At 64.4% G+C, this 23847-nt stretch carries 24 protein-coding genes; 11 read left to right on the top strand and 13 right to left on the bottom strand.

Going from position 1 to position 23847, the window contains the following annotated elements:
- Nucleotides 1–48 precede the first annotated feature (48 nt).
- From rseP to DKM43_RS04355, 11 genes are all read right to left on the bottom strand, one after another.
- Nucleotides 49–1170 carry an RIP metalloprotease RseP gene (gene rseP, locus DKM43_RS04405; protein WP_201739804.1) on the bottom strand — a complete coding sequence of 374 codons (1122 nt, stop codon included), beginning with the start codon at nt 1168–1170 and terminating at the stop codon, nt 49–51.
- A 13-nt stretch (nt 1171–1183) separates the two neighbouring features.
- Entirely contained in the window at nt 1184–2341 is a 1158-nt protein-coding gene (locus tag DKM43_RS04400) for a 1-deoxy-D-xylulose-5-phosphate reductoisomerase (protein ID WP_109797287.1), read from the bottom strand.
- A 7-nt stretch (nt 2342–2348) separates the two neighbouring features.
- Nucleotides 2349–3101 carry a phosphatidate cytidylyltransferase gene (locus DKM43_RS04395; RefSeq protein ID WP_236632380.1) on the bottom strand — a complete coding sequence of 251 codons (753 nt, stop codon included), beginning with the start codon at nt 3099–3101 and terminating at the stop codon, nt 2349–2351.
- Nucleotides 3091–3801, bottom strand: a complete 711-nt coding sequence (uppS, locus tag DKM43_RS04390) for a polyprenyl diphosphate synthase (protein ID WP_109797286.1) — start codon at nt 3799–3801, stop codon at nt 3091–3093. Before uppS ends, DKM43_RS04395 begins: the two co-directional genes overlap by 11 nt.
- Complete coding sequence (gene frr, locus DKM43_RS04385) at nt 3798–4355, bottom strand: ribosome recycling factor (protein WP_109797285.1); 558 nt, start codon at nt 4353–4355, stop codon at nt 3798–3800. The genes uppS and frr overlap by 4 nt, the downstream gene beginning before the upstream one ends.
- A 1-nt stretch (nt 4356) precedes the next feature.
- The gene (gene pyrH / locus DKM43_RS04380; protein ID WP_109797284.1) at nt 4357–5079 is read right to left on the bottom strand and encodes a UMP kinase; all 723 of its coding nucleotides are present in this window, start codon (nt 5077–5079) and stop codon (nt 4357–4359) included.
- Nucleotides 5080–5288: 209 nt separating this feature from the next.
- A complete protein-coding gene (gene tsf, locus DKM43_RS04375; RefSeq protein WP_109797283.1) occupies nt 5289–6215 on the bottom strand; it encodes a translation elongation factor Ts in 927 nt (308 codons plus the stop codon).
- A gap of 123 nt (nt 6216–6338) precedes the next feature.
- Nucleotides 6339–7094 (bottom strand): 30S ribosomal protein S2, encoded by a 756-nt coding sequence (gene rpsB, locus DKM43_RS04370; RefSeq protein WP_109797282.1) that lies wholly within the window; start codon nt 7092–7094, stop codon nt 6339–6341.
- Between the two features lie 634 nt (nt 7095–7728).
- Entirely contained in the window at nt 7729–8571 is an 843-nt protein-coding gene (locus tag DKM43_RS04365; protein ID WP_236632379.1) for a CDP-alcohol phosphatidyltransferase family protein, read from the bottom strand.
- A gap of 25 nt (nt 8572–8596) precedes the next feature.
- Nucleotides 8597–9346, bottom strand: a complete 750-nt coding sequence (locus tag DKM43_RS04360; protein WP_109797973.1) for a phosphatidylserine decarboxylase — start codon at nt 9344–9346, stop codon at nt 8597–8599.
- Entirely contained in the window at nt 9324–10211 is an 888-nt protein-coding gene (locus DKM43_RS04355) for an alpha/beta fold hydrolase (protein WP_201739779.1), read from the bottom strand. The genes DKM43_RS04360 and DKM43_RS04355 overlap by 23 nt, the downstream gene beginning before the upstream one ends.
- A 624-nt stretch (nt 10212–10835) precedes the next feature.
- Here DKM43_RS04355 and DKM43_RS04350 point away from each other — a divergent pair.
- From DKM43_RS04350 to DKM43_RS04330, 5 genes are read left to right on the top strand one after another with little or no spacing between them, the layout of a single operon-like run.
- Nucleotides 10836–11849 (top strand): efflux RND transporter periplasmic adaptor subunit, encoded by a 1014-nt coding sequence (locus DKM43_RS04350; RefSeq protein WP_231736671.1) that lies wholly within the window; start codon nt 10836–10838, stop codon nt 11847–11849.
- The gene (locus DKM43_RS04345; RefSeq protein ID WP_109797280.1) at nt 11849–14953 is read left to right on the top strand and encodes an efflux RND transporter permease subunit; all 3105 of its coding nucleotides are present in this window, start codon (nt 11849–11851) and stop codon (nt 14951–14953) included. The genes DKM43_RS04350 and DKM43_RS04345 overlap by 1 nt, the downstream gene beginning before the upstream one ends.
- Entirely contained in the window at nt 14950–16329 is a 1380-nt protein-coding gene (locus DKM43_RS04340; RefSeq protein WP_109797279.1) for an efflux transporter outer membrane subunit, read from the top strand. The genes DKM43_RS04345 and DKM43_RS04340 overlap by 4 nt, the downstream gene beginning before the upstream one ends.
- 4 nt (nt 16330–16333) lie before the next feature.
- Nucleotides 16334–17011 (top strand): response regulator transcription factor, encoded by a 678-nt coding sequence (locus tag DKM43_RS04335; RefSeq protein ID WP_109797278.1) that lies wholly within the window; start codon nt 16334–16336, stop codon nt 17009–17011.
- Nucleotides 17008–18336 carry a sensor histidine kinase gene (locus DKM43_RS04330; protein WP_109797277.1) on the top strand — a complete coding sequence of 443 codons (1329 nt, stop codon included), beginning with the start codon at nt 17008–17010 and terminating at the stop codon, nt 18334–18336. The genes DKM43_RS04335 and DKM43_RS04330 overlap by 4 nt, the downstream gene beginning before the upstream one ends.
- 192 nt (nt 18337–18528) lie before the next feature.
- Here DKM43_RS04330 and DKM43_RS04325 read toward each other — a convergent pair whose 3' ends face one another.
- On the bottom strand, nt 18529–18759 hold the full coding sequence (locus tag DKM43_RS04325) for an AlpA family transcriptional regulator (protein ID WP_082733519.1): 231 nt from the start codon (nt 18757–18759) through the stop codon (nt 18529–18531).
- A gap of 46 nt (nt 18760–18805) precedes the next feature.
- Nucleotides 18806–19267: a transcriptional regulator gene (locus DKM43_RS04320; protein WP_109797276.1), complete on the bottom strand. Its 462-nt coding sequence runs from the start codon at nt 19265–19267 to the stop codon at nt 18806–18808.
- 350 nt (nt 19268–19617) lie between these two features.
- Here DKM43_RS04320 and DKM43_RS04315 point away from each other — a divergent pair, with 350 nt between their 5' ends.
- From DKM43_RS04315 to DKM43_RS04290, 6 genes are read left to right on the top strand one after another with little or no spacing between them, the layout of a single operon-like run.
- Nucleotides 19618–19947: a hypothetical protein gene (locus DKM43_RS04315; protein WP_054725555.1), complete on the top strand. Its 330-nt coding sequence runs from the start codon at nt 19618–19620 to the stop codon at nt 19945–19947.
- A gap of 27 nt (nt 19948–19974) precedes the next feature.
- Nucleotides 19975–20262 (top strand): type IV conjugative transfer system protein TraL, encoded by a 288-nt coding sequence (gene traL / locus DKM43_RS04310; protein ID WP_109797275.1) that lies wholly within the window; start codon nt 19975–19977, stop codon nt 20260–20262.
- Nucleotides 20263–20272: 10 nt separating this feature from the next.
- A complete protein-coding gene (locus DKM43_RS04305; RefSeq protein WP_109797274.1) occupies nt 20273–20845 on the top strand; it encodes a type IV conjugative transfer system protein TraE in 573 nt (190 codons plus the stop codon).
- On the top strand, nt 20845–21603 hold the full coding sequence (locus DKM43_RS04300; RefSeq protein ID WP_109797273.1) for a type-F conjugative transfer system secretin TraK: 759 nt from the start codon (nt 20845–20847) through the stop codon (nt 21601–21603). The genes DKM43_RS04305 and DKM43_RS04300 overlap by 1 nt, the downstream gene beginning before the upstream one ends.
- Nucleotides 21596–22936, top strand: coding sequence for a TraB/VirB10 family protein (locus DKM43_RS04295; protein ID WP_109797272.1), 1341 nt, complete (start codon nt 21596–21598; stop codon nt 22934–22936). Before DKM43_RS04300 ends, DKM43_RS04295 begins: the two co-directional genes overlap by 8 nt.
- Entirely contained in the window at nt 22933–23847 is a 915-nt protein-coding gene (locus DKM43_RS04290) for a DsbC family protein (protein ID WP_109797271.1), read from the top strand. The genes DKM43_RS04295 and DKM43_RS04290 overlap by 4 nt, the downstream gene beginning before the upstream one ends.

Genomic DNA, 23847 nt, shown 5'->3' with positions numbered 1-23847 from the left:
CTCAGCGGGATAAAACCCACCCGGTTATTATGCCCCGGTTATTTGTGCCTAGCCTCCGAACAGCTTGAGCGATGCCACATCGTTGATCGTCACGAACAGCATGAGCGCCATGACAAAGGCAAGCCCGGTGCGGAAGGCCCATTCCTGCCCGCGCGCGCCAACCGGCTTGCGACGGATCGCCTCGGCCGCGTAGAACGCGAGGTGTCCTCCGTCGAGAACCGGAATTGGCAGGAGATTAATGAACCCCAAGTTAATCGAGATCAGCGCCACGAAGCTGACATAGGATTGCCACCCGCTGACAAGCTGCTCGCCGGAATATTTGGCGATCTTGATCGGCCCTCCCAGTTCCTGCACCTCGCGCTTGCCGGTGATGATCTGGCCAATACCGTGGACCATCATGCCAATGATGTTGCAGGTCTGACTGATCCCTTCGCCAATGGCCTCGACCGGGCCGACACGCACGATCTCGTAGGATTTCGGGCCGATGCCGAGAAAGCCAATCTTCTGGGTATTGCCGAAACGGTCGCTTTCAACCCGCACGGCCGCGCGCGCATCGAGGTGCACCTCGCGCCCATCGCGCAGGACAACCAGATCGAGCGGCTCGCCGGGGTTCTGCCCCACTTCGAGCCGCACATCGAGGAAGGAATCGACAGCCTTGCCCCGGATGGACACGATCCGGTCATCCAACCGGACGCCCGCCTGCGCGGCAGCGGAGCCTGCCTGCACTTCGCCCACGACCGGTGGGATCACCGCCTTGCCATAGGCAAGCGCAAAGCCTGCAAGGATCAACACGGCAAACAGCAGGTTCGTCACCGGCCCCGCCAGAACGATCAGGGCGCGCTGCCACAGGGCCTTGGCCTGAAAGGTGCGGTTTCGCTCTTCGGGCGGCAGGGCCAGCCATTCCGGGCTGGGCTGGCTGGCTGGGTTCATGTCGCCGGCAAACTGGACATAGCCCCCCAGCGGCAGCGCCGAGAGCTTCCAGCGTGTGCCGCGCCGGTCGGTCCAGCCCGCAAGCTCCTTGCCGAACCCGATCGAGAACACATCCGCCTTCACCCCGAACCAGCGCCCGACAAGGTAGTGGCCAAGTTCATGGATGAAAACGAGCGGCCCCAGCACGAGGACGAAGGCCAGCAGCGTGGTGAGGATACCGGGACTTTCCATCGTGGGCATCACATGGCCTTCATCACGTTGCAGACTCCAGCATTTCATGCGCCCTCATCCGCGCTTCGCCATCGATGGCAATGACATCGTCCAGCGACGCGGGCGCGACCGGGACGCCGCGCGAAAGAACGTCCTCTACCGATTGCACGATCCGGGTGAACGCAATCTGACCGGCAAGAAACGCCGCCACCGCGATTTCGTTTGCCGCGTTCATGGTTGCCGGTGCCGCGCCGCCCGCAATGGCCGCTTCGCGCGCGAGGCGCGTGGCGGGAAAGCGCTGTTCGTCGGGCGCGCGGAAGGTCAACTGGCCAATGGCTGCCAGATCAAGCGGCGCACACGGCGTATGCATCCGCTCAGGCCAGGCAAGCGCCGAGGCGATGGGCACGCGCATGTCCGAAGGACCAAGCTGGGCAAGGGTCGAGCCATCGCGGTATTCGACCATCGAATGCACGACCGATTGCGGATGGACGATCACGCGCAGACGTTCAACGCCCACCGGAAACAGGTGGAACGCTTCGATGAACTCCAGCCCCTTGTTCATCATGGTGGCGGAATCGACGCTGATCTTCGCGCCCATCGACCAGTTGGGATGCTTCACCGCCTCGGCCGGAGTTGCCCTGTGCAACTGCTCCATCGTCCAGTCGCGGAAGGGACCGCCGCTGGCCGTAAGGGTGATGGCGTGGACATGCGCAATGTCGTTTCCGGCAAGGCACTGGAAAATGGCGTTGTGCTCGGAATCGACCGGCAGCAGCGTGGCGCCGTGCCGCGCAACGGCCGCCGTCATCACTTCTCCAGCAGAAACAAGGGCTTCCTTGTTGGCCAGGGCAATGGTCCCACCCTGCTCGATCGCGGCCATGGTGGGAGCAAGGCCCGCACAGCCGACAATCGCCGCAACCGTCAGATCCGCACCGCGCGCGGCAGCCTCCACCAGCGCGGCCGATCCGCCGGCGGCGTGGATGCTGGTGCCGGCAAGCGCCTCGCGCAGCGCGGGCAGCGCGGCTTCATCGGCGACAACGGCAACTTCAGCGGAAAACTCGCGCGCAAGCCTTGCAAGTCCGGCTGCATCGCCATTGGCGGTCAGCGCAACCACGCGCCATTGGTCGCGGTTGCGTCGCAGGAGATCGAGCGTCGACGTGCCGATGGAACCGGTGGCGCCAAGGATGGAAATGGTGCGCGTCATGGCTTCATCATCCGACCTGCCCGGCAGCCCATGCCGTGCCCACGATGATGGAGACGGGAAGCAAGCCGTCAACCCGATCGAACAGACCGCCATGGCCGGGGATCAGGCGCGAGGAATCCTTTACCCCGGCCCGGCGCTTTAGCCAGGATTCGTAGAAATCGCCCATTTGCGCGAAGACCGCCAGCACCGCGCCCGCAATGGTCGCCATGCCGACGTTGGTTGCCTCAAGGGCTGCCGCAAGGCTCGGCCCCGTCGGTCCGAACGAGGACAGGATATACCCTGCAAACAGCACCACGCCGCCCGTCCATAGCCCGGCTGCCGCCATGCCGCCCAGCAGCCCGGCCCATGTCTTGGATGGGCTGATGGCTGGCGCGATCTTCGGGCCGCCGATGGCGCGCCCGGTAAAATAGGCGCCCGTATCGGTGCAGATGACAAGGCCGAGCACGGCCAGCATCATCGGTTCAGGCATGACCACCAGCGCCAGCCCTGCCCAGCCGATATAGACCGCGCCCGCAATCACCATCGAGCCGAGCCGCGCCGGATTGTCGGCAATCCTGCTGACCAGCCGGACATATTCCACGAAGACGCCGAAAGCGACGAGCCCGACAAAGACATCAAGGACGCGCCCGCCCGCGCGGAAGGCTGCGGCGGCAATCGCCAGCATTACGATGGCCGATACGACCCGAACGAGCAGGTCCGACTTGCCGCCTCCCGCGCCGGATCCCGCCCCTTGCGCCATCATGCCCGGATCACCTTCCACCAAAGCGCCTTTCGCGCGCAGCGAACTGCTCCAGCGCCTCGCGCAGATGCGCTGGGGTGAAATCCGGCCAGAGCACATCGGTGAACCACATTTCCGCATAGGCTGCCTGCCAGAGCAGGAAGTTCGAAAGGCGGATCTCTCCCGACGTGCGGATCAGCAGATCAAGCGGGGGCAGACATGCGGTATCGAGTTCGGCCTCGATCGCCTCAGGCGTGATTGCGCCCTTGGCCGCCGCCTTGGCGGCGGCACGCGCAATTTCCTGCTGCGATCCATAGTTGAGCGCGATCGCCAGCGTCGTGCCGGTGTTCTGCGCGGTGCGCGCCATCGCATCCTCGATCAATTCGACAATATCGGGGGCAAGCGCCCGATAATCGCCGATGATCTTCAGCCGGGTATTGTTGGCAACGAGTTCGTCCAGATCATTGCGGATGAAGCTGCGCAGCAGCCCCATGAGATCGGCAATCTCATCGGCCGGGCGTTTCCAGTTCTCGGACGAGAAAGCATAGAGCGTAAGCGCCTCAAGCCCCATGTCGCGGGCGGCGCGGGCAATCTCGCGCACGGTATCGACGCCGCGCTTGTGCCCGAAGGCGCGCGGCATCATCCGCTTCTTGGCCCAGCGGCCATTGCCGTCCATGATGATGGCGACATGCCGCGCTCCGCAGGCCGCGCCATCACCGGTCGAGGCGGCAACCGCGCTCACTTGCCGAGGATTTCCTTTTCCTTGGCGCTGGCCGCTTCATCGGCCTGCTTGATGTAGTCGTCGGTCAACTTCTGCAATTCGGTCTCGGCCCGCTTGCGTTCGTCTTCCGAGATTTCCTTCTTGTTCTCGTCCGCCTTCAGGGCATCCATTCCGTCACGGCGAACGTTGCGGATGGCCACTCGTGCGCTTTCGGCATACTTGCTGGCAAGCTTGGCCAGTTCCTTGCGGCGCTCCTCGGTCAGATCGGGGATGGGCAGGCGCAGGGTATTGCCGTCGTTGATAGGGTTCAGACCAAGCCCTGCCGAACGGATCGCCTTTTCCACCGGGGTAACATTGGCCTTGTCCCAGACCTGCACCGAAATCAGGCGCGGTTCGGGAACCGAAACCGTGGCAACCTGGGCAAGCGGCATGTGGCTGCCATAGACCTCGACCATGATCGGATCGAGCAGCGCGGTGTTCGCGCGGCCGGTGCGCAACCCCGAAAGATCGCCCTTGAGCGATTCGATCGCGCCTTTCATCCGGCGCTCAAGATCAGCCTTGTCGTACTTGGCCATGTCAGGCGTCCTTCTTCACTATGGTCTGCGTCCCCTTGCCCGAAAGCACGCGGGCCAGATTGCCCTGTTCGCGGATCGAGAAGACGACGATCGGAATGTTGTTGTCGCGGCACAAGGCCACGGCGCTGGCATCCATGACCTTCAGATTGTCTGCCAGCACCGTGTCGTAATCGACCGTTTCATAACGCTTTGCAGCCGGATCACGCTTGGGATCGGCATCATAGACCCCATCTACGCTCGTGCCCTTGAGCAGGGCATCGCACTTCATTTCCGCCGCGCGCAGCGCCGCGCCGGAATCGGTGGTGAAATAGGGTGCGCCAACGCCTGCGGCGAAGATCACGATGCGCCCCTTCTCCAGATGGCGCTCGGCCCGGCGACGGATCACCGGCTCGCAGACCTGATCCATCTGCACCGCCGACTGGACGCGCGTTGGCACACCCAGACGTTCAAGCGCATTCTGCATGGCCAGCGCGTTCATCACCGTGGCCAGCATCCCCATGTAATCGGCCTGCGCGCGGTCCATGCCCTTGGCGGCGCCGGCCATGCCGCGAAAGATGTTTCCGCCACCGATCACGAGGCAAATCTGCAATCCCGTGTCGCGCGCGTCCTTCACTTCCTGCGCCAGCCGGGCAACATAATCGGTATCGATCCCGAATTGCTGCTCCCCCATCAGCACCTCACCCGAAAGTTTCAGGAGGATGCGCTTGTAGGAAGGAAGGCTCATGAAAGTGCTACACTCTTTGCCGGATGACCGGGACCGGAAAACCGGTCCGGAAACGTGGGGATGACATGGTCTGGGCCGCCCTTATAGCCCCATGAAGGGACCTGCCAAGGGCGCGCGAATGAAACGCGAAGGAAACAGGCACGACAATCCCCGCACTGACGGGCCAGCCAAGCGCCAGCCCGCCCATGCGGGGATCATGCAATGCAGACTTACTTGATGCCGGCGGCAGCAGCCACTTCGGCGGCAAAGTCGGTCTCTTCCTTCTCGATACCTTCGCCGAGCTGGAAGCGGACATAGTCCTTCAGAACGATCTTCGCACCGGCTTCCTTGCCGGCGGCATCGACGACCTGCTGAATGGTGGACTTGTTGTCCATCACGAAGATCTGCGAGAGCAGCGCGTTTTCCTTGGCATACTTGGCCACTGCGCCGTCGACCATCTTGGCCTGAACTTCGGCAGGCTTGCCGCTCTCAGCAGCCTTTTCCGCCGCGATCTTGCGTTCGCGCGCAATCAGTTCCGGGTCGAGATCATCTGCCGTCAGCGCCAGCGGGAAGGCAGCGGCGATGTGCATGGCGATCTGCTTGCCCAGCGCTTCAAGCGCTTCGGCAGCAGCTTCGGATTCCAGCGCGACAAGCACGCCGATCTTGCCGAGGTTCGGCGCAGCGGCATTATGCATGTAAGGCACGATCACGCCCTGCGAAACTTCGACGTGCTTGATGCGGCGAAGCTGCTGGTTCTCGCCAATGGTGGCCACGTTGTTCGTCAGCTTGTCGGCCACGGTGCCGCCATCGGGATAGGCAGCGGCCTTGAGCGCTTCGACATCGGCAGCGCCGGTGCTGAGCGCAACTTCGGTCGCCTTGCGCACGAAGTCCTGGAACTGGTCGTTCTTCGCCACGAAGTCCGTTTCAGAGTTGACTTCTACGGCAACACCCTTGGTTCCGGCAACGGCAACGCCGACCAGACCTTCGGCAGCGGTGCGGCTCGACTTCTTGGCGGCGGCAGCAAGGCCCTTGGCCCGCAGTGCGTCGACAGCGGCTTCAAAGTCGCCATTGGCCTCGTCGAGAGCCTTCTTGCAATCCATCATGCCGGCGCCGGTGCGCTCGCGCAGGTTCTTCACGTCAGCGGCGGTATAAGCCATCGCGTTGATCCTTTATTCTTGAAAACGTAGGAAGGCCGCAGCACTGCCGCGGCCCGTAAGTCCAATCCGGGACAATTCGGTGACGGCCCCGCCTGCCGGAAGGGCCGTCACGCAAGAACCGGATCAGGCTTCAGCAGCTTCTTCGGCCAGCGGCTCGTCCATGGCGCCAAGATCGGCACCCGAAGCGATCGCGGCATCGCGGCCACCCTTGGTGGCAGCAGCGGCAACCGCTTCGCAGTAGAGACGGATGGCACGGCTGGCGTCGTCGTTGGCCGGAACCGGGAACGCGATGCCATCGGGCGAGACGTTCGAATCGAGAATGGCGACAACCGGAATGCCAAGGACGTTCGCTTCCTTGATCGCCAGCTCTTCCTTGTTGGCATCAATCACGAACATGACGTCGGGAATGCCGCCCATGTCGCGGATGCCGCCGAGCGAAAGCTGCAACTTGTCACGCTCGCGCGTGAGCTGGAGGACTTCCTTCTTGGTGAGGCCGGTGGTGTCGCCGGCAAGCTGCTCTTCCAGAGCCTTGAAGCGCTTGATCGAGCCGGAAATGGTCTTCCAGTTGGTCAGCATCCCGCCCAGCCAGCGGTGGTTCACGTAGTGCTGGCCCGAAGCGCGTGCGGCTTCGGCGATGGGTTCCTGCGCCTGACGCTTGGTGCCGACAAACAGCACCTTGCCGCCCGCCTGCACGGTCGCCGAGATGAACTCCAGCGCGCGGGCAAACAGCGGAACCGTCTGCGACAGGTCGAGAATGTGGATGCCGTTGCGCGCGCCGAAGATATACGGCTTCATCCGCGGGTTCCAGCGGTGGGTCTGGTGGCCGAAGTGGGCCCCGGCTTCGATAAGCTGATGCATCGTGACGACAGGTGCCGCCATGGATAATTCCTTTCCGGTTGTGCCTCCGGGACGCTGGAACCGCTGCGGAGACCCCGCTGGCGGCACCGGTATGTGCGCTTCCCGTGTGGATTGCCGTTCGGAAAAGGGCGAGGGATTCGCCCCGTTCGTTCCGGCTCTGCGCCATTAGAGCAGTGACCGGGCGAAATCCAGCCCGATTCTCGTCAAATCCCGCCAAGCGGCATGGATATGCGATGCGCAAGGACGGGGATTACGGATTTTTCCGCTTGACGCCTTGGAACAAAGAGGGAACATTTATCTCATGATCGAATCACGAAACATTCTGTTCGGAACCATATCGTAAACCACAGGTTATCCACAGGGTTTTGTGGAAAGGTGCAAAAACCGGGTCCGCACGGAAAGACAAGGAAACCTGCAATGCTTGCCCTGCTCTGCACTCTCGCGTTTGCTCTTGCCGCCTTGATAGCGGTTGCGGCCATCCTTGCCACAATGCACGGGCGCGGGGCGCAGATCGCCGCCTTGTGGGCCGAATATCGGTCTCTGCGCGCCGACCGGGAGTTTCTGGTGCAGATCACAAGCCACGGCCCGGCCCCTGCACGCACCCAAGCCATAATTGCCGCCATGCCTGCGGCGCGGCGGCATGGCCAGCGCGCCTTCAGGCCGGGGGAAGCGGCTCGGCCTTCGCGACACCTGCGCGCTGCCGCCTGACCCGCGCATAGCGCATCACCCCGACCGGGATCAGCAGAAGATAGACCACGCAGATCGCCGACAGCGTGAGCCATGGCTCGGTCAGCAGCGCCGCAATGACCAGACCGGCCAGCGCCATGAGTTCAAGGCGCACGTTGCGCCGCGGTCGCAGCGAAGACCAGCTCAGCGTGGCAAGATTCGAAATCATCAGGAACGCGATCAGCACCAGCCAAGGGCCAACCAGAAGCGGCTCGCGGAACGTGGGATGGCCAGTGGCGATCCACAGATAGAGCGGCAGGAAGGCCAGCCCCGCCCCGACCGGTGCGGGCACGCCAGTAAGGAACCCGGCCGACTTGTGAGGCTGTTCCTCGACATCGATGCGGGCGTTGAAGCGCGCAAGGCGAAGGGCGCAGGCGATGGCCACTGCAAGCGCGGCGAACCAGCCCATGCGCGGGGCGTCCTGCAACGACCACAGGAACAGGATAAGGGCGGGCGCCACTCCGAACGATACATTGTCGGCCAGACTGTCGAGTTCGGCGCCGAAACGCGACTGGGCCTTGAGCAGCCGCGCGATCCGCCCGTCGATCCCGTCGAGCATCCCGGCAATGATCACGGCGGCCACAGCCTTGCGCCAGTCTTCGGCAACCTGAACCGGATCGGTCCCCGATGCGGCAGTCACGGCAAAGCGGATGCCGGTAAGCCCCGAACAGAGCGCGGCGGTGGTAATGGCATTGGGCGTCATGGCGCGCAGCGTCAGCCCGCCGGGAAGCCGCCCGCGCGACCTCGTCTCCTGACCGTCCTCGCCGTTCACCGGGCAATGCCCCGCGCAGCCGCTGTCACTGGCCGATACCCTCGATCAGCGGCGCGGCACCGATTTCGGCGAGGATCGTTTCGCCGGCGATCGTCTTCTGGCCCACCAGAACCTTTGGCTCGGTGCCGGCTGGCAGATAGACATCGACGCGGCTGCCGAAGCGGATCAGGCCGACGCGCTGGCCAACCGCGACAATGTCGCCGCCCTTCACGAACGGCACGATGCGCCGCGCCACCAGTCCGGCAATCTGGGTGAAGCCGATCTGCACCCCGTCGCTGCGCTCGACCAGAAAATGCTGGCGTTCGTTCTCCTCGCTGGCCTTGTCGAGATCGGCATTGAGGAACTTTCCGGGGATATAGACCACCCGGCGAACGGTCCCGGCAATCGGGGTCCGGTTGATGTGCACGTCAAACACCGACATGAAGATCGACACCCGCGTGACCGGTTCATCTCCCATTCCGCGAACACCGCTGCCATCATCGACGCACAATTCACGCGGGGGAGGAACCTTCTGGATCAGCGTGATCAGACCATCCGCGGGCGCAACGACATACCTGTCATCCCGCGGGGTCACGCGCACCGGATCGCGGAAGAAGGCAAGCACCCCCAGCGTCAGAAAGGCCAGCGGCCAGGCAATGGTTTCCCATGCCATGAACGCCGCCCCGGCGCTGAGCGCTGCGGTGATGAGGCCGAACTTGCGTCCTTCGGGGTGGATGGACGGCCATGACCATCCGGCGGTGCCGCGACCGCGGTTATCGAATATCTCGCCTGACATGCGCCCCATCTACGCGCTGGCTGTCGCGGGGACAAGGCGGCATGACGCGCGTCAGAAAGGCAATGACAGCAGCATTGAACTGGTCATTGCGATCGCCCGCCACCATGTGTCCGGCACCGCCGATGTCCGCCACCTCCAGACCGGGTATGCGCGCGGCAAGATCGGCAACGCCCTCGTCGGTGACGATGTCCGATTTGAGACCCCGCACCAGGAGGGTGGGCACACGGTGCATCCAGTCGGCCTTGCCAAGCAGCTCCTCAAGCGAGCCGTGGCCACGTCCGCCAACAAGGAACTTCGGATCCCAGTGCCAGTAGAACCGCCCGTCGGGCCCCTCGCGCAGGTTCCTGCGCAAGCCATCGAGCCGGGCCGGACGCGGACGGTCTGGGTAATAGGCCGAAATGGCATCGGCTGCCTGCTCCAGCGATGCGAAACCATCGGGATGCGCCGTCATGAACCCGACGATCCTCTCGACACCCGCGGCAGAAAGGCGTGCGACCACATCGACCAGCACCAGCGCATCTGGCACTACCCCCAGCGATGCGGCCGCCATGCCCGACAATCCGCCGAGCGAGGCCCCGACAAAGGCGCAGCGCGGTCCGGCAAGCTGCCGCAACCGGGCAAGGTCGGCTGCGCGGCGCACGTAGGAATAGTCGCCGTCCGGCTCCCAGTCGCTTTCGCCATGGCCGAGCAGATCGTAATTGATGACGTGATAACCCGCGCTGGCCAGTTCATCGCCGGCACGGTCCCAGCTATGCCGCGTCTGCCCGCCTCCATGCCCCAGAATGGCAGTGGCACCGGAGCGCGGCCCCATCTCGTCGGCAACAATGGCAAGACCGCCATCAACAGGAATGCGGATCGTCCTCATCCGGCAAAGCTGGCCCATGCCATCTCGCCACGCAACGATTCTTAACCGCACAGTTAAGATGGCGGCATAATTGCAATCGGCCGGGTGGTGAATGCAATGGGCTGGGTGGTGGACAGGGCTTGTACCGAACTATCCCCTTAAGTGCTGAAATTTATGGATAAATAATGTATTACCAGCTAAATTCTCCCACATTTCCTCCCACATAATGGACTCGCTGCGACGTACAGTTGTTCGCTTTGGGCGTTTTATCCGACCTGAACAGGTACAGGATCCACATCCAAACCTATGCATAACCGAAGCGACAGCCGCTGGTTCAAGCCCTGACAAGTGGGATGCGCAAATACCACACCGGGGGACATGACCGAAGGCTATGTGGGACTTAACTTGGTCGACCACAGCCAGTTTCCATGTAGCGGGCGAAGTGGGACATAACACTCATTCCTGAATGGGATACCGATTGACCGCATTGGTCAGGGGCGGACGCGACCGTGTCTGGGAGCGTGTGGAGCGCCAACCGATGTCAGCTGCCTGCTACCAACAGCCTCGATTTCACTTTTGCATCGGGTCACACCTGCCGCGCAGCTGCACATTGGGAAATCGTATAGCAGCGCCAACGTTGCCCCAATGCTGACGCTTTATGCGAAGGGTATGCATATTCGTCTGATTTTTGTTCCTATCGTCCCTGCCGTCCTGCTGACCGCCTGCGGAAGCGAGCCTGCCTCGCCGCCCAAGCCGCCAGTTCACAGCGAGGCGGTCGCCCACGAAACCGAGCTTGTCCGCCTGAAGCTCACACCGGAAGCGCAGAAGCGGCTTGGGATTGTGACCGAGCGGATCGGGACGGGCACCGCTTCCGTGATGCGAATGACGAGCGGCGAGATCGTCATCCCAGCGGGTGTCGGCGGCGCGCCCATCAATTCTGCCAGCAATCTGCAACAGCTCTCGGCTCAGCAGGTCGCTGCCGATGGCGAACTTGCGCGGGCACGGGCGCAGCTGGCCTTGGCGCGCGTCGCCTATGATCGTGCCTCGGCTCTGGTCGATGAGGAAGCGGGCAGCATTCGCGCGCGTGATGAAGCGACGGCGGCGCTCGGTGCGGCAAAGGCTGCTGCGGACGCGGCTGCGGCCCAGCGCCGCCTGCTCGGGCCAGCGGTGGCGAGCCTTGGCAACCAGCGCTACGTCTGGGTTCGGGTGCCGGTGTTCGGGAGCGATCTTGCCGGGCTGCAACAAGGCCAGTCGGCGCTGATCTCGCCGCTTGGACAGGACGGCGCGAAACGATCGGCGCGGCCCGTCGATGCGCCGCCATCGGCGAACGCAGTCGCTGGCACCGTCGATCTCTATTTCGCGCTCGACAATCGTGATCGGGCCTATCGTGTCGGCCAGCGGGTCAGCGTCGCGCTCCCGCTCGCTGGTGGGCGAAGCGAAGGGCTGTCCGTGCCGACCTCCGCAATCCTGCGCGACATCTATGGCGGCGAATGGGTCTATGCCAAGACCGAGGCCGACACCTACGTGCGCCAGCGGGTCGAGGTTGCCGCAACCGAAGATGGTCGTGCGATCCTCTCGCGGGGTTTGCGTCCCGGCACGCTGGTGGTCACGGCAGGTGCGGCTGAGCTGTTCGGCACCGAGTTTGGGGTCGCGCACTGATGCTCGCCTGGCTGGTTCGCTCCGCGCTCAAGCAGCGCGTGCTGGTGCTTGCGATGGCGGCGCTCTTGGTGGTGCTTGGCCTGCGAGCGTCTGCCGATGTGCCGCTGGATGTCTTCCCCGAGTTCGCTCCGCCTATCGTCGAGATCCAGACCGAAGCGCCGGGCCTGTCGACCGAGGAGGTTGAAAGCCTGATCACGGTGCCGATCGAAACCGCGGTCAACGGCGTGCCCGATCTGGCAACCTTGCGTTCGAAGTCGGTGCTGGGCCTCTCCTCGGTGACGATCCTGTTCGAGCGCGGCACCGATGTGATCCGCGCCCGCCAGCTGGTGCAGGAGCGCGTGGCGCAGGTGCAGGCACGACTGCCCGCCGCTGCCCGCCCGCCGGTGATGCTGCCGCCGCTGTCGTCCACGAGCCGGGCGATGAAGATCGGCATATCCTCCAAGAAGCTTGATCAGATGCAGCTGTCCGAGCTGGTGCGCTGGACGATCCGGCCCAAGCTGATGTCGGTGCCGGGCGTCGCCAATGTCGCCGTGTGGGGCTACCGCGACCGGCAGTTGCAGGTTCTGGCCGATCCCGACCGGCTGCAAGCCTCGGGCGTCACGCTGGCCGAACTGCGCGCAGCGACAGGCGATGCGGTGCTGGTCGGCGGCGGCGGCTTTGTCGATACGCCCAACCAGCGGCTACCCGTTCAGCAGGCAGGTGCGATCCAGACCGCCGAGGACCTATCCCGCACTGTCATCAAGATCGCAGGCGATGCGCCGGTGCGGGTGGGGGATGTCGCGCGGGTGACCGATGGCTTTGCCGCCCCCATCGGCAATGCGATCATCGACGATGGTCCGGGCATCATGCTGATCGTCGAGAAGCAGCCGACCGGCAATACGCTCCAGCTGACCCGCGATGTCGAGGCGGCGGTCGAAGAGCTGCGGCCCGGCCTCAAGGACGTCAAGATCGACACCACGATCTTCCGTCCGGCAACCTTCATCGAGAAGTCGATCGACAACCTGACCCGCGCGCTGATGATCGGCTGCCTGCTGGTGGCGATCGTGCTGTTCGCGTTCACACGCGACTGGCGGCAGGCCACGATCAGCCTTGTAGCGATCCCGCTGTCACTGCTGGCGGCAGGTCTCATGCTGCTGTGGAGCGGGGCGACGATCAACACGATGGTGATCGCCGGTCTGGTGATTGCCCTTGGCGAGGTGGTCGATGATGCGATCATCGATGTCGAGAACATCGCCCGCCGTCTCCGCCTGAACCGTGAGGCGGGCAATCCGCGCTCGGCTTTTGCCGTGGTGCTCTCGGCCTCGCTCGAAGTGCGCACGGCGGTGGTCTTCGCCTCGCTGATCGTGATGCTGGTGTTCCTGCCGATCTTCTTCCTCGGCGGGGTGGCGGGGACGTTCTTCCGGCCACTCGCCATTGCCTATGTGCTGGCGATTGCCGCCTCGCTGCTGGTCGCGCTGGTGGTGACGCCTGCGATGTGTCTGATGCTGCTGCCGAATGCACCCATGAAGGAGCATCGCGACACGCGCTTTGTCGCCTCGCTCAAGCAGCGCTATCTTGGCGTTCTACCCCGGCTGATCGACCGGCCTCGCCTTTCCATGGGCATCGTCGCGGGCGGCCTGCTGCTTTCCGGCGTGGGCTACCTGGGATTCAAGGACCAGTTCCTGCCCGACTTCCGCGAGACCGACTTCCTGATGCATTTCGTCGAGAAGCCGGGCGTCGGCATCGATGCGATGGACCGCATCACCATTCGCGCCTCGAAGGAGCTGCGAGCAATCCCCGGCGTGCGCAACTTCGGGGCGCATATCGGGCGTGCCGAGGCTGCCGACGAGGTGGTGGGTCCGAACTTCACCGAGCTGTGGATCAGCCTTGATGATGAGGCCGACTACGACGCCAGCGTCGCCCGCATCAAGGAAGTGGTTGAAGGCTATCCCGGCCTTTACCGCGACGTGCTCACCTATCTGCGCGAACGCATCAAGGAAGTGCTCTCGGGCGCAGGCGCGACCGTGGTGGTGCGGATTTACGGCCCCGACCAAGACGAGCTGCGCGCCGCCGCCGAGCGGGTGCGCGGCAAGGTCGCCAGCATCCCCGGCGTCACCGATCTCAAGGTCGAACAGCAGGTGCTCGTGCCGCAGATCCAGATTCGCCCGCGTGCGGCCGATCTGGTCACGCTGGGCCTCACGCCGGGCGAGGTGCGGCGGCAGGCGCAAACTCTCGTGGCGGGCGAGAAGCTGGGCGAAATCTACCGCGACCAAAAGGCTTTCGATGTTGCCTTGTGGGGCGAGCCAGCCATTCGCGGCGATCAGCACGCGCTCGCCGACCTAATGATCCAGACTCCAGTCGGCGCGCCGGTGCGCCTGCGCGATGTCGCGGATGTGGTGATCGTGCCCGCGCCCAACGAGATCAAGCGCGAGGACGGCCAGCGCCGTCTTGATGTCACGCTCAACATCGCCAGCGATGCCGATCTCGGCGCTGTGGCGCGCGGGGTCGAGGCGGCGGTGGGCGAGGTGCCCTTTGCCACGGGCTATCACCCCGAGATCCTCGGCGAATACGCAGCGCTCAAGGAGTCGCGTTCGCGGCTGTGGACCGTGGGCCTTGCCTGCCTGTTCGGCATCCTGCTGCTCGTCTGGCTGGAATTCCGCTCTGCTCGGATCACTGCGCTGGTGGGCCTCAGCCTGCCCTTTGCGCTGGTCGGCGGGGTTATCGGGGTCGCGCTCACTGGCGGGGTTCTGTCGCTGGGATCGCTGGTCGGCTTTGTCACCGTGATCGGGATTTCGGCGCGCAACGGGATCATGCTGCTCTCGCATTACGATCACCTGCGGCGTTTCGAGGGCGAGGCGTTCGGCCCGGCCCTGATCCTTCGCGGTGCGCAGGAGCGTCTTGTGCCGATCCTGATGACTGCGCTGTGCGCAGGGCTTGCGCTGGTGCCGCTGGTGATCGCGGGCGACAAGCCGGGTCACGAGATCGAGCATCCGATGGCGATCGTCATCCTCGGCGGCCTGATCTCGTCTACCGCGCTCAACCTGTTCCTGATGCCCGCGCTCTATGCCCGCTTCGGCAAGGAACGCCCGACACCCGAGCCCGAACTGGCGGAGGCGGTGGCATGAAGCGCTTTGCCCCCCTCGCGGCGCTGATGGTGACCGCCTGCGCAACCACGCCCCCACCTGCGGCAACCAAGATCGATCCCGCGATGGCTGCCGGGCCGTTCGCGAGCCTCCCGGTCGCTTCGATCGAGCCGGTGCCCGATGATTGGTGGCGGCTCTATGATGATCCTGTGCTTGATCGCCTCGTGGAGGCCAGCCTCGCAGCCAATGCCGACCTCAGGGTGGCCTATGCCAATCTCGATGGCGCGCGCGCGGCGCTGCGTCAGGCGCAAGCGGCACGGCTGCCCCAGACCACCATCGAGAGCAGTCTCGGCATCGACAATCCCGCCAATCAGCCAAGCGCATCGGGCAATGTGCCGACCACCGACTACGATCTGGCGGTGACGGCAAGCTGGGATGCAGACCTGTTCGGACGGCTCCGTTCGGGTGCTCTGGCCTCCCGCGCGGATGCCGAGGCGCAGGCCGCTGCGCTTGATGGGGTAAAGGTCGCGGTCGTCGCCGATACGGTTCTGGCTTATGTCGATCTGTGCGGCGCAACCCGCAGCCTTGCCGTCGTGGGAGAACAGGTCGCACTTCAGGAGCGTGCGCTGACCATCACCCGCAGCCAGCTCGCGGCAGGCGAAGTCTCCCCGCTGGAAGTCTCGCAGGCCGCCAACCTTGTCGCGGCGACCAGGGCGACCATCGCACCGCTGGAAGCCGCGCAGGCCAATGCGCGCTATCGCCTCACCACGCTCGCAGGACGCCCGGCGGGCGAAGCCCGCACCAATCCCGTCGTTTGTGAAGCGCCGCCGAAACTGCGCGCTGCGGCTCCCGTCGGCGATGGCACGTCTTTGCTACTGCGCCGCCCTGACATCCGCGAGGCCGAACGCCGCCTTGCTGCCGCCACTGCGCGGATCGGCGTGGCGCGTGCCGATCTTTACCCCCGCATCAACCTCGGCGGCGCGCTGGGCCTGTTGAGCGGGGGGCTGGCTGCAACCGGGTCACCGCTGGTGAGCTGGGCCTTCCCCAACCAGGCCCCGGCCCGCGCGCGCATCGAACAGGCCGAGGCGACCGAGCGGGCAGCGCTGGCCGGATGGGATGTCGCAGTTCTCCGCGCGCTACGTGATGTCGAGACAGCGCTTGCGGCCTATGATGGCGAAGTGCGCCGCAACCGGGCGCTGACCGTGGCCCGCGCCGAAGGACGTCTCTACGCCCGCCGCGCCGAGGCTCGCGTCCGGCTTGGCGATGCGGCACCGCTCCTGCGGATCGACGCCGATCGCACGCTGGCCCAGGCCGAGTTGTCGCTGGCGCAGTCCGAACTCGCCGTTGCGCAGGCGCAGGTTGCGTTGTTCCGGGCGCTTGGCGGTGGCTGGCGCAGCGGTCCCAAGCCGCTAGAATGAACCCATGAGAATCCTGATCGTCGAGGACGATGCCGACACGAACCAGTTCATCGCCCGCGGCCTGGCCGAACTGGGCCATCAGGTGGTGACCAGCGGCGACGGGCGCGACGGGCTGTTCCACGCCACCGATGGCGGCTTCGATGCCATGGTGGTCGACCGGATGCTGCCCGGGCTGGACGGCCTCGCGCTGGTCAAGGCCCTGCGCGCTGCCGGAAACATGACCCCGGTGCTGATGCTCACCGCCGTCAGCGGGATTGCCGACCGGGTCGAAGGGCTCGAAGGCGGGGCGGATGATTATCTGGTGAAGCCCTTTGCCTTTACCGAGCTGGCGGCCCGCCTCCATGCGCTGGGGCGTCGGCCTTCAGCCGCGGCGGAACCTGCGCGGCTGACAGCGGGCGATATCGTGCTCGATCTGCACCGCCGCACCGTCACGCGCGCAGGCCGCAAGATCGCGCTCCAGCCCCGCGAGTTCACCCTTTTAGCCGAACTGATGCGCAACCCTGGCCGCATCATGACCCGGACCATGCTGCTCGAACGGGTGTGGGATTTCGACTTCGACCCCAAGACCAATATCGTCGAGACCCATCTCAGCCGTTTGCGCTCCAAGCTTAACGCCGGGTTCGACAGCGACCCGATCGAGACCGTGCGCGGCGCGGGCTATCTCGTCAGGGACGGCGGATGAAGCGCTGGTGGCGCGGCACGTTCGGCTTGGTGGCAGCAGTCGCTGTGGGCTTTGCGCTCGCAACGCTGGTAATCGGCGCTGTGGCCTTCGAAACCACCCACGAAGCGCTCGAACTGCAACTCGATCACCGCATCGCCATCGAGACGCAGGCGCTGATCGACGAAGGGCAGGACGGGCATGAGGGCGTGGCTGCCGCCATCCGTCGGCGCGAGGCGGCAAGCAGTACGGCAAGCCTCGGCTATCGGCTCGTTGATGCCCAAAACAGGCCCGTGGCGGGATCGCTCGATACGATCGTCCCGCCCAAGCCCGGTTATGTCGAACTGCTGCCTTACAAAGCGAACGGCGAGGAGCGGATCGCGCAGTCGCTGACGACTATCCTGCCGGGTGGCTACCGGCTGCTTGTCGGAGCCGATCGCGCCGCCATCGACGAAATGGACAACCGCCTCATACTCTTGTTCCTCGGCGCATTCGGCGCGATACTGCTGCTCGGCATCGGTGCGGCCTGGCTGGTGGGCATCGTAACCCGGCGGCGGCTCGCCCGCATCGATCACACAGCGGCTGCGATCATTGCCGGCGATCTGTCGCGGCGCGTGCCCCTGACCGGAAGCGGCGACGAGTTCGACGGCGTGGCCACAACGCTCAACCGGATGCTCGACCGCATCGCCGGGCTGATGGAGAACCTGCGCCAGGTCTCAAGCGATGTCGCCCACGATCTGCGCACGCCGCTCACGCGGCTCCAAAATCGGCTCGACGAGGCCCTGCGCGAACGCAACCCCGAGCTGCAACGCGAGGCGATCGAGGCTGCCGCCAGGGAAGCAGGTGAGCTGCTCGAGGTGTTTTCCGCCCTGCTACGGATTGCCGAGGTCGAAGGCATGGCCGCCCGCGCACACTTCCAGACCATCGACCTCAGCGCGGTGGTGGCCGATGTGGCGGATGCTTTCCGACCCTCAATGGAGAGCAGCGGCCACCAGCTTCTCACTAGCATTGCGCCCGGCCTCACCATGCACGGCGATCGCAGACTGCTGCAACAGATGCTCACGAACCTGCTCGACAACGCCGCGCAGCACACGCCGCAGGGAACGACCGTTCACATCGTCCTGGCAAACGCTCATCACGGCATCAGCCTCGCCGTCACTGATAATGGTCCGGGCGTAAGCGAGAATGAGGCTCCCGAACTCTTCAACCGCTTCGCGCGGGTCGACCGCAGCCGTTCAACGCCCGGTCATGGTCTGGGGCTGGCCATGGTTGCGGCAATCGTTGCGGCGCATTCTGGCAAGGCAACGATTGCCCCGCGCCCGGGCTTTGGTGTGCACATCGAGCTTTGATCTTACCCAACAGGCTGGCCAGATGCTGGCATTCGCTCCTCGAGCACTCACCAGTCATGGGGGGCGTGATAAGTAATACCTAATGCAGCGTGGCTGCAATTGGCGGAAGCAGGCGCTCAATCCGGCGATCTTGAACGACGGGGTCTGGGTCGGAAGCCGCCCTTTCCGGAAGCGATAGGGCTGAATTCAAAGTCAGCTTGATACGATCTCGCGCATCCAATCGTTGATTTCTGCTTCGACCCACACAACACATTTGGGCCCCAGCGACCGCGACCGTGGGAACCGCCCCTCGCTCATCCGTTGATAGATAGCGGAGCGGCGCAGTCCGACACGCGCGATGACTTCCGGGAGGCGAAGAAAGCGAGCAGGTGCAGTGGCGGCCAGACGCGGGGGTTGCGTGCCATCTTGAGGTGAATGTTGCATTTCTAATCTCATTCGCTTGGGTTCGGTCCCCTCCGAACTCTGGAATTTACCGGGGCAGCGACATCGCGATGTCTCGGCCCACAAAATCATCGATGTGCTTGGCAAGCATTCGCGCAACAAGCTGTGAGGTGCCATTGGCCCACCGAGGCCGCAAATCCTCAATCCGACGCCCCAGGGTCCGCTGCAGATGGACAGGCAGGCTGGTGAAGAACTCTTCGAGAAATTCGCCCATCTCGCCATGCATCCATTCGCAAGCAAGATCTTCCTGCCCGGCGAGCGCGAGAATCATGGATGCGCGGGGGTGAGCTCCGCAGGCGGCAAGCACACGAGCTGCTTCGTCGAGCCCGATGGGCCGCTCACCACGCGCAACGCGAAGCAAGGTCTCGCGATGCATCCCGCATTCATTGGCAATCCTGTGGCGGGGCTTGCCTGCAGCATCGATCGCATGGGCTAGCACGCGAGCCAGGCTTTCATTGGCCGGTCTGGCGGCGGTTGTTGGATGGTACATTGTAGTCTCCTTGTTTCTGCAATGGTGCGAGTCGCAGGCATATCGCGAATTGTCGCATGTAGGAAAACGAAAAGAACATACATGGAACATCTCGTTTCGAGGCGAATCAGTTCCTCTATCCCAGTCGTCGCCGAATCACGGCGGACGTGACGGAAGTCACCGACCCAAAAAGACTGATTTATCGGCATTATCGTCGGCATGAAGCGTTGGGCAGCAAAAAATGCGTCCACATCTTTCCACCTTCAGCGGAGATCGGAGCAGAACTCTTTCCTACGACCATTTCCTAGATGCATGTGGAACACACAGCGAACGCAAGAACGCTGTGACCACCCCTCCAACCGGAGCTTCACATGCAGTCTCTCACCCTCCCCCGGCGCGCCAGCGTCAAGGGTCTCGGCAAGACCCTCAACATTGCCATCCCGGTCGCAGTCGCGGCGCTTGCGGCGAGCGCCGCCTATGCTGGCGCGGATACGACCTTCACCCCTGCCCTCACCAAATTCACGGATTTCCTGGAAGGTTCGGGCGGCAAGATCATCACGGTTCTCAGCCTCGCCGGTGGCCTGATCGGTCTGGCGTCCGGGCGGTTTTCGCTCGGCCAGGTCGCGGTTCCCGTCGGTGTCGGCATCGGCGTCGGCACGGGTGTTCCGATCGTCACCTCGGTCGTGACCGCGGTCATCTGAACGGTCGGACGAGAAGGCGGCGGCGCCATGGCAGACCCTTACATCATTCCCCGGCGCCTCGATGACCCGGAGCTTATCGGCTTTTGGACCATCGACGAGTTCGCGGGAATGCTGGCCCCCTTCACCTGGGGGATCCTCACACAGCATATCATTATCGGCATCATAGTCGCCTTCGGCGCCTGGTTCGCATTGCGAAAGGCAAAAGCAGGACGCGCCAGCTCCTGGGTAGCCCATGCCGCATACTGGTATCTGCCTGCAGGATTTCTGGGCCTCAAGGCAACGCCGCCTTCTCACTGCCGACTGCTTGCCGGTTGAGGGGGAGCCCATGTTTTCCGATATATCCCACGAACGTCAGCAATCGCTGCTCCGCCAGCGGAACCTGTTCGCGATCACCAGTGCCGGTCTCGGCCTCGCACTGGTCATCGCAGGGAGCCTTGCCGCCACCCGCGACCGTGAGGTCGTGCTGGTGCCAACTGTTCCCAAGCAACTCACGGTGAGCAGCGCCGGGGTCGAGGCCGACTATCTCGAGCTCGTCACCCGCGATGCGGCACTTGTTCTCCTCAATCGCAGCCCCGAAGGCCTCGATTACTGGATGAACGAGATCCTGAAGCTAGCGGATCCCGCAAGCTATGGGCGGCTCAAAGCTGAGCTCGTGCGGATTGTCGAGGAGCAGCGGGGCTCAGACGTCACCCAGGCATTCGTGATCCGGTCGATGAGCGTCGATCCGAAGGGGCTGACCTCGGATGTGACCGGAACCCTCAAGACCTTCGTCGGCGCGCAGGTGATTGCGAGTGACGAGCGCCGCTTCCGCTTCAGCTGGACTTACCGCGGCCTGCGCCTGGCGCTGGCAGGGTTCGCCCAGCTCCCCCCACAGGACAAATCAAAGGAGGCCCAGTGATGGCTTACCGAAAAGATGCCCACGCTCGGGTCCGACTTCTGAGTGCGGCAGCACTGCTCACAGCAGTAGCATCCCCCGCTCATGCCGCCGACCAGTTCAAGCAAGCGGTCGATGGTGCCGGAATTGAGTGCAGCGTCTCGGCGCGGGAACTGACCCGCTTTGCGCTAGTCGACGACCAGTTCGCCAGCGTCTCGAAGATCTCGACCGGCACGCCCTACAATGACTTTGCGGTGACCAACGAGCCGGTGCGCGGCGACATTTACGTGTCGGTTCCGGAAACCTACGCCGCCCGGGCAATCAGCTTCTTCGCCACCACGAAAAAGGGCTTCGTCTACAAGGTCTCGTGCCGGGTTGAGCAAATTCCGGCGACCCAGGTCTTCATCACCAACCCCGCCATCGCGAAAACCCAAGCGGCGGATTGGGAAAGCCAGACCCCGATCGAGACCAGCGCCGTCAGGCTCATCCAGGCCATGGCCAACGACCGGACTGTCGATGGCTTCGAGGTCCGCCAGTCGACCGCTATGCCTGCCCGGGTCGGCGATCTCGAAGTCCAGCTCATCGCTGATTATCGCGGCGCCAGTCTCACCGGAAAGGTGGTCCGCATCCACAATCGCGGTTCGAAGCCGGTGACGCTGGCCGAGCGCGATCTCGCGCCCCGCGACACTCTCGCTGTCTCGATCGCCGAGCCGAAGCTCGGGCCCGGGACCAGCACCACGGCCTTTGTTGTCGGCGCAAAGGCGGAGACCGGCCATGACTGATGCAGCCAATACGCCAAGCCCTGCCCCTCTGCAGGCCGAGTGTGCGGCGCCATCCGAACTTTCCGGGCTCAACGCCCGCACTGCGCGCCGTCAGAAGCTGCTGCTGGGCTCATTGGGAGCGCTCGCCCTGCTCGGCGGGAGCTGGTTCATCCTTGGCGGTGACGACAAGGCCAAGACTGGCGATCCCAATGCGGAGCAGACGATCGACACGGCGGGCCTCGTCAACCGCGATCTGTCCCAGCGCGAGTTCGTCGCGACCTATGGCAACCGGCTCGATGCTGTCACGCGCGAACAAAAGGCGCTGAAGGATGGGAGCATCCCGCGGACGGAGATCGAGGCACAGCTCGCGGCTCTCAAAGCCGAAAACCAGGCCATGCGGGTCGATGGGCAGGCCGCGATCGATGCCATCTCCGCAGAGAATGCTGAGCTGAAGACACGGCTTGCCGCTCAGCCAGCGACGACGGCACCCGCTGTACCGCCACCGGCCTATGGGCCGCAGGCAGGCGGTTATGACGCGCGGGGACGTTCGCCTCAGCCCAGTGCTGTGGCCGCAGGCGGTGATCCGCAGGGCGGCATGATCCCGTCGCCTGGCGAGGTGAAGCTGATGAGCTTCAGCTCCGACAAGGCGGCAAGCAGTGGTCTCAGAGTGGGTCGCCCCGATGCCCCGCCGGTCGTCGTCGAGGACTCGCCTGATTACCTGCCGCCCAATTCCTATGCGCCCGCCCGGGTGATCGTCGGCGTCGACGCCTCGGCGGGCGTCGCCAGCCAGACCGATCCGCTGCCCGTGGTGCTGAGGATCACGGGGCCTGCCCGATCCGTCATGCAGAACGGGAAAGTTCTGACCACCCGGATCCAGGGCTGCGTTGTGAACGGTGCAGCGCGCGGGGATCTCAGCAGCGAGAAGGTCTATGTGAAGCTCGCACGCATGACCTGCGATCAGCCTGGTGGCCGGGTCGCGGTGAGCGAGGTCAAGGGCTTCATCAGCTTCGCTGGCAAGTCCGGGGTCCGCGGCCGCGTCGTAAGCCGCGAAGGCAGCCTCGTCAGCCAGGCCCTGCTCGCCGGGATCGTCGGCGGTTTCGGGCGCGGCTTCTCCGCAAACGCCAACAGCGTGTTCTCCGGCGTCACGACCAACCCCGATGGCAGTCGCTCTAAGCTCTCGGCTGGTGACATCCTTGGTGGCGGGCTTGGCCAAGGCGCCGCCGATGCCGCCGACACGGTCAGCAAATACCTGATCGAGCGCGCCGAACAGTACCAACCCGTCGTCGAGATGCCGACCGGCATCGATGTCGAGATCGTGTTCCTCGACGGCGTCTACGTGAGGAACTCCCAATGATCGAAAACTTGTCTCTAGAGCGGGATAACCGTCGGCGCCGCTGGTTGCGTGCCAGCGCAGGGCTGGCAGCAATCATCGTCTTGTCGGCCGCGACCGGATGGGGTGTAGCAAGCCTTGCAGCCCCCACTGCCGCTCCGGACATGGCGAAGGTGCGTGAGGCACTGAAGCTGCGCCTGCCCAAGACGCCGATCGACGCGATCAACTGCAAGGGCCTTGGGGGCTTGTGCGAAGTCGCGTCCAAATCGACGCTCTTCTATGTCGACCGGGCTGCGAAGTATCTGGTGATCGGCCGGGTCTATGACATGGAAGCCCGTCAGGATCTGACGGCTGCACGGCTGCTCGCTCTCAATCCGGACCTGCTGGCGGCAGGGGCCGCACGGCGCAGCAATCCCGAAGCGCAAGCGGATGGGAGCCCAAACCCATCAGCAGCTTCAGCCCGGAACGCTGAACCGCGGCATGTGCAGCTTGGCAAGCTTCCATCAAATGGCGCGATCACCTGGGGCCCTGCCAATGGTCCACGTGTCGTTGTCTTCTCGGACTTCCACTGCGGCTACTGCAAGAAGCTTGAGGCGGAACTGAAGGCGATTGGGGCGCGGGTCGAGGAACGGCCGATCTCGATTTTCGGGGCGGAGAGCCGCCGCGATGCGGAACGGGTGCTGTGCGCACCTCGGCCCGAGCTTGCGCTGCACATGGCCTATTCGGGTCTGGCGCTCGCCAATCCCAAACCCTGCGACACGAGCGGTCTCGATGCCAACGAGACCTTCGCCCGGGCACACGGCTTTGGCGGCACACCGGTGATCGTGCGCCCTGCCGATGGCGCCGTTCTCGAAGGCTACCGGCCTGCTGCAGTGCTCCGGGAATTCCTGCGCCCAACCTCCACCCGGGCCCCCACCCCAGCTCCGAAAGGATAA

The organism is Novosphingobium meiothermophilum, assembly GCF_003171715.1.
Lineage (GTDB): Bacteria > Pseudomonadota > Alphaproteobacteria > Sphingomonadales > Sphingomonadaceae > Novosphingobium > Novosphingobium meiothermophilum.
The sequence above is the reverse complement of the archived record's forward strand: the minus strand, read 5'-3'. Positions and strand labels throughout refer to the sequence as shown.

Coding starts and splice junctions, on each gene's coding strand:
- DKM43_RS04305 (WP_109797274.1), top strand. CDS start 20,273: ATGTTTTCCGATATATCCCACGAACGTCAGCAATCGCTGCTCCGCCAG.
- DKM43_RS04400 (WP_109797287.1), bottom strand. CDS start 2,341: ATGACGCGCACCATTTCCATCCTTGGCGCCACCGGTTCCATCGGCACG.
- pyrH (WP_109797284.1), bottom strand. CDS start 5,079: ATGAGCCTTCCTTCCTACAAGCGCATCCTCCTGAAACTTTCGGGTGAG.
- DKM43_RS04295 (WP_109797272.1), top strand. CDS start 21,596: ATGACTGATGCAGCCAATACGCCAAGCCCTGCCCCTCTGCAGGCCGAG.
- DKM43_RS04345 (WP_109797280.1), top strand. CDS start 11,849: ATGCTCGCCTGGCTGGTTCGCTCCGCGCTCAAGCAGCGCGTGCTGGTG.
- tsf (WP_109797283.1), bottom strand. CDS start 6,215: ATGGCTTATACCGCCGCTGACGTGAAGAACCTGCGCGAGCGCACCGGC.
- DKM43_RS04320 (WP_109797276.1), bottom strand. CDS start 19,267: ATGTACCATCCAACAACCGCCGCCAGACCGGCCAATGAAAGCCTGGCT.
- DKM43_RS04330 (WP_109797277.1), top strand. CDS start 17,008: ATGAAGCGCTGGTGGCGCGGCACGTTCGGCTTGGTGGCAGCAGTCGCT.
- DKM43_RS04340 (WP_109797279.1), top strand. CDS start 14,950: ATGAAGCGCTTTGCCCCCCTCGCGGCGCTGATGGTGACCGCCTGCGCA.
- DKM43_RS04315 (WP_054725555.1), top strand. CDS start 19,618: ATGCAGTCTCTCACCCTCCCCCGGCGCGCCAGCGTCAAGGGTCTCGGC.
- frr (WP_109797285.1), bottom strand. CDS start 4,355: ATGGCCAAGTACGACAAGGCTGATCTTGAGCGCCGGATGAAAGGCGCG.
- DKM43_RS04360 (WP_109797973.1), bottom strand. CDS start 9,346: ATGTCAGGCGAGATATTCGATAACCGCGGTCGCGGCACCGCCGGATGG.
- DKM43_RS04300 (WP_109797273.1), top strand. CDS start 20,845: ATGGCTTACCGAAAAGATGCCCACGCTCGGGTCCGACTTCTGAGTGCG.
- DKM43_RS04350 (WP_231736671.1), top strand. CDS start 10,836: ATGCTGACGCTTTATGCGAAGGGTATGCATATTCGTCTGATTTTTGTT.
- traL (WP_109797275.1), top strand. CDS start 19,975: ATGGCAGACCCTTACATCATTCCCCGGCGCCTCGATGACCCGGAGCTT.
- DKM43_RS04325 (WP_082733519.1), bottom strand. CDS start 18,759: ATGCAACATTCACCTCAAGATGGCACGCAACCCCCGCGTCTGGCCGCC.
- DKM43_RS04355 (WP_201739779.1), bottom strand. CDS start 10,211: ATGAGGACGATCCGCATTCCTGTTGATGGCGGTCTTGCCATTGTTGCC.
- rpsB (WP_109797282.1), bottom strand. CDS start 7,094: ATGGCGGCACCTGTCGTCACGATGCATCAGCTTATCGAAGCCGGGGCC.
- DKM43_RS04290 (WP_109797271.1), top strand. CDS start 22,933: ATGATCGAAAACTTGTCTCTAGAGCGGGATAACCGTCGGCGCCGCTGG.
- DKM43_RS04335 (WP_109797278.1), top strand. CDS start 16,334: ATGAGAATCCTGATCGTCGAGGACGATGCCGACACGAACCAGTTCATC.
- rseP (WP_201739804.1), bottom strand. CDS start 1,170: ATGCCCACGATGGAAAGTCCCGGTATCCTCACCACGCTGCTGGCCTTC.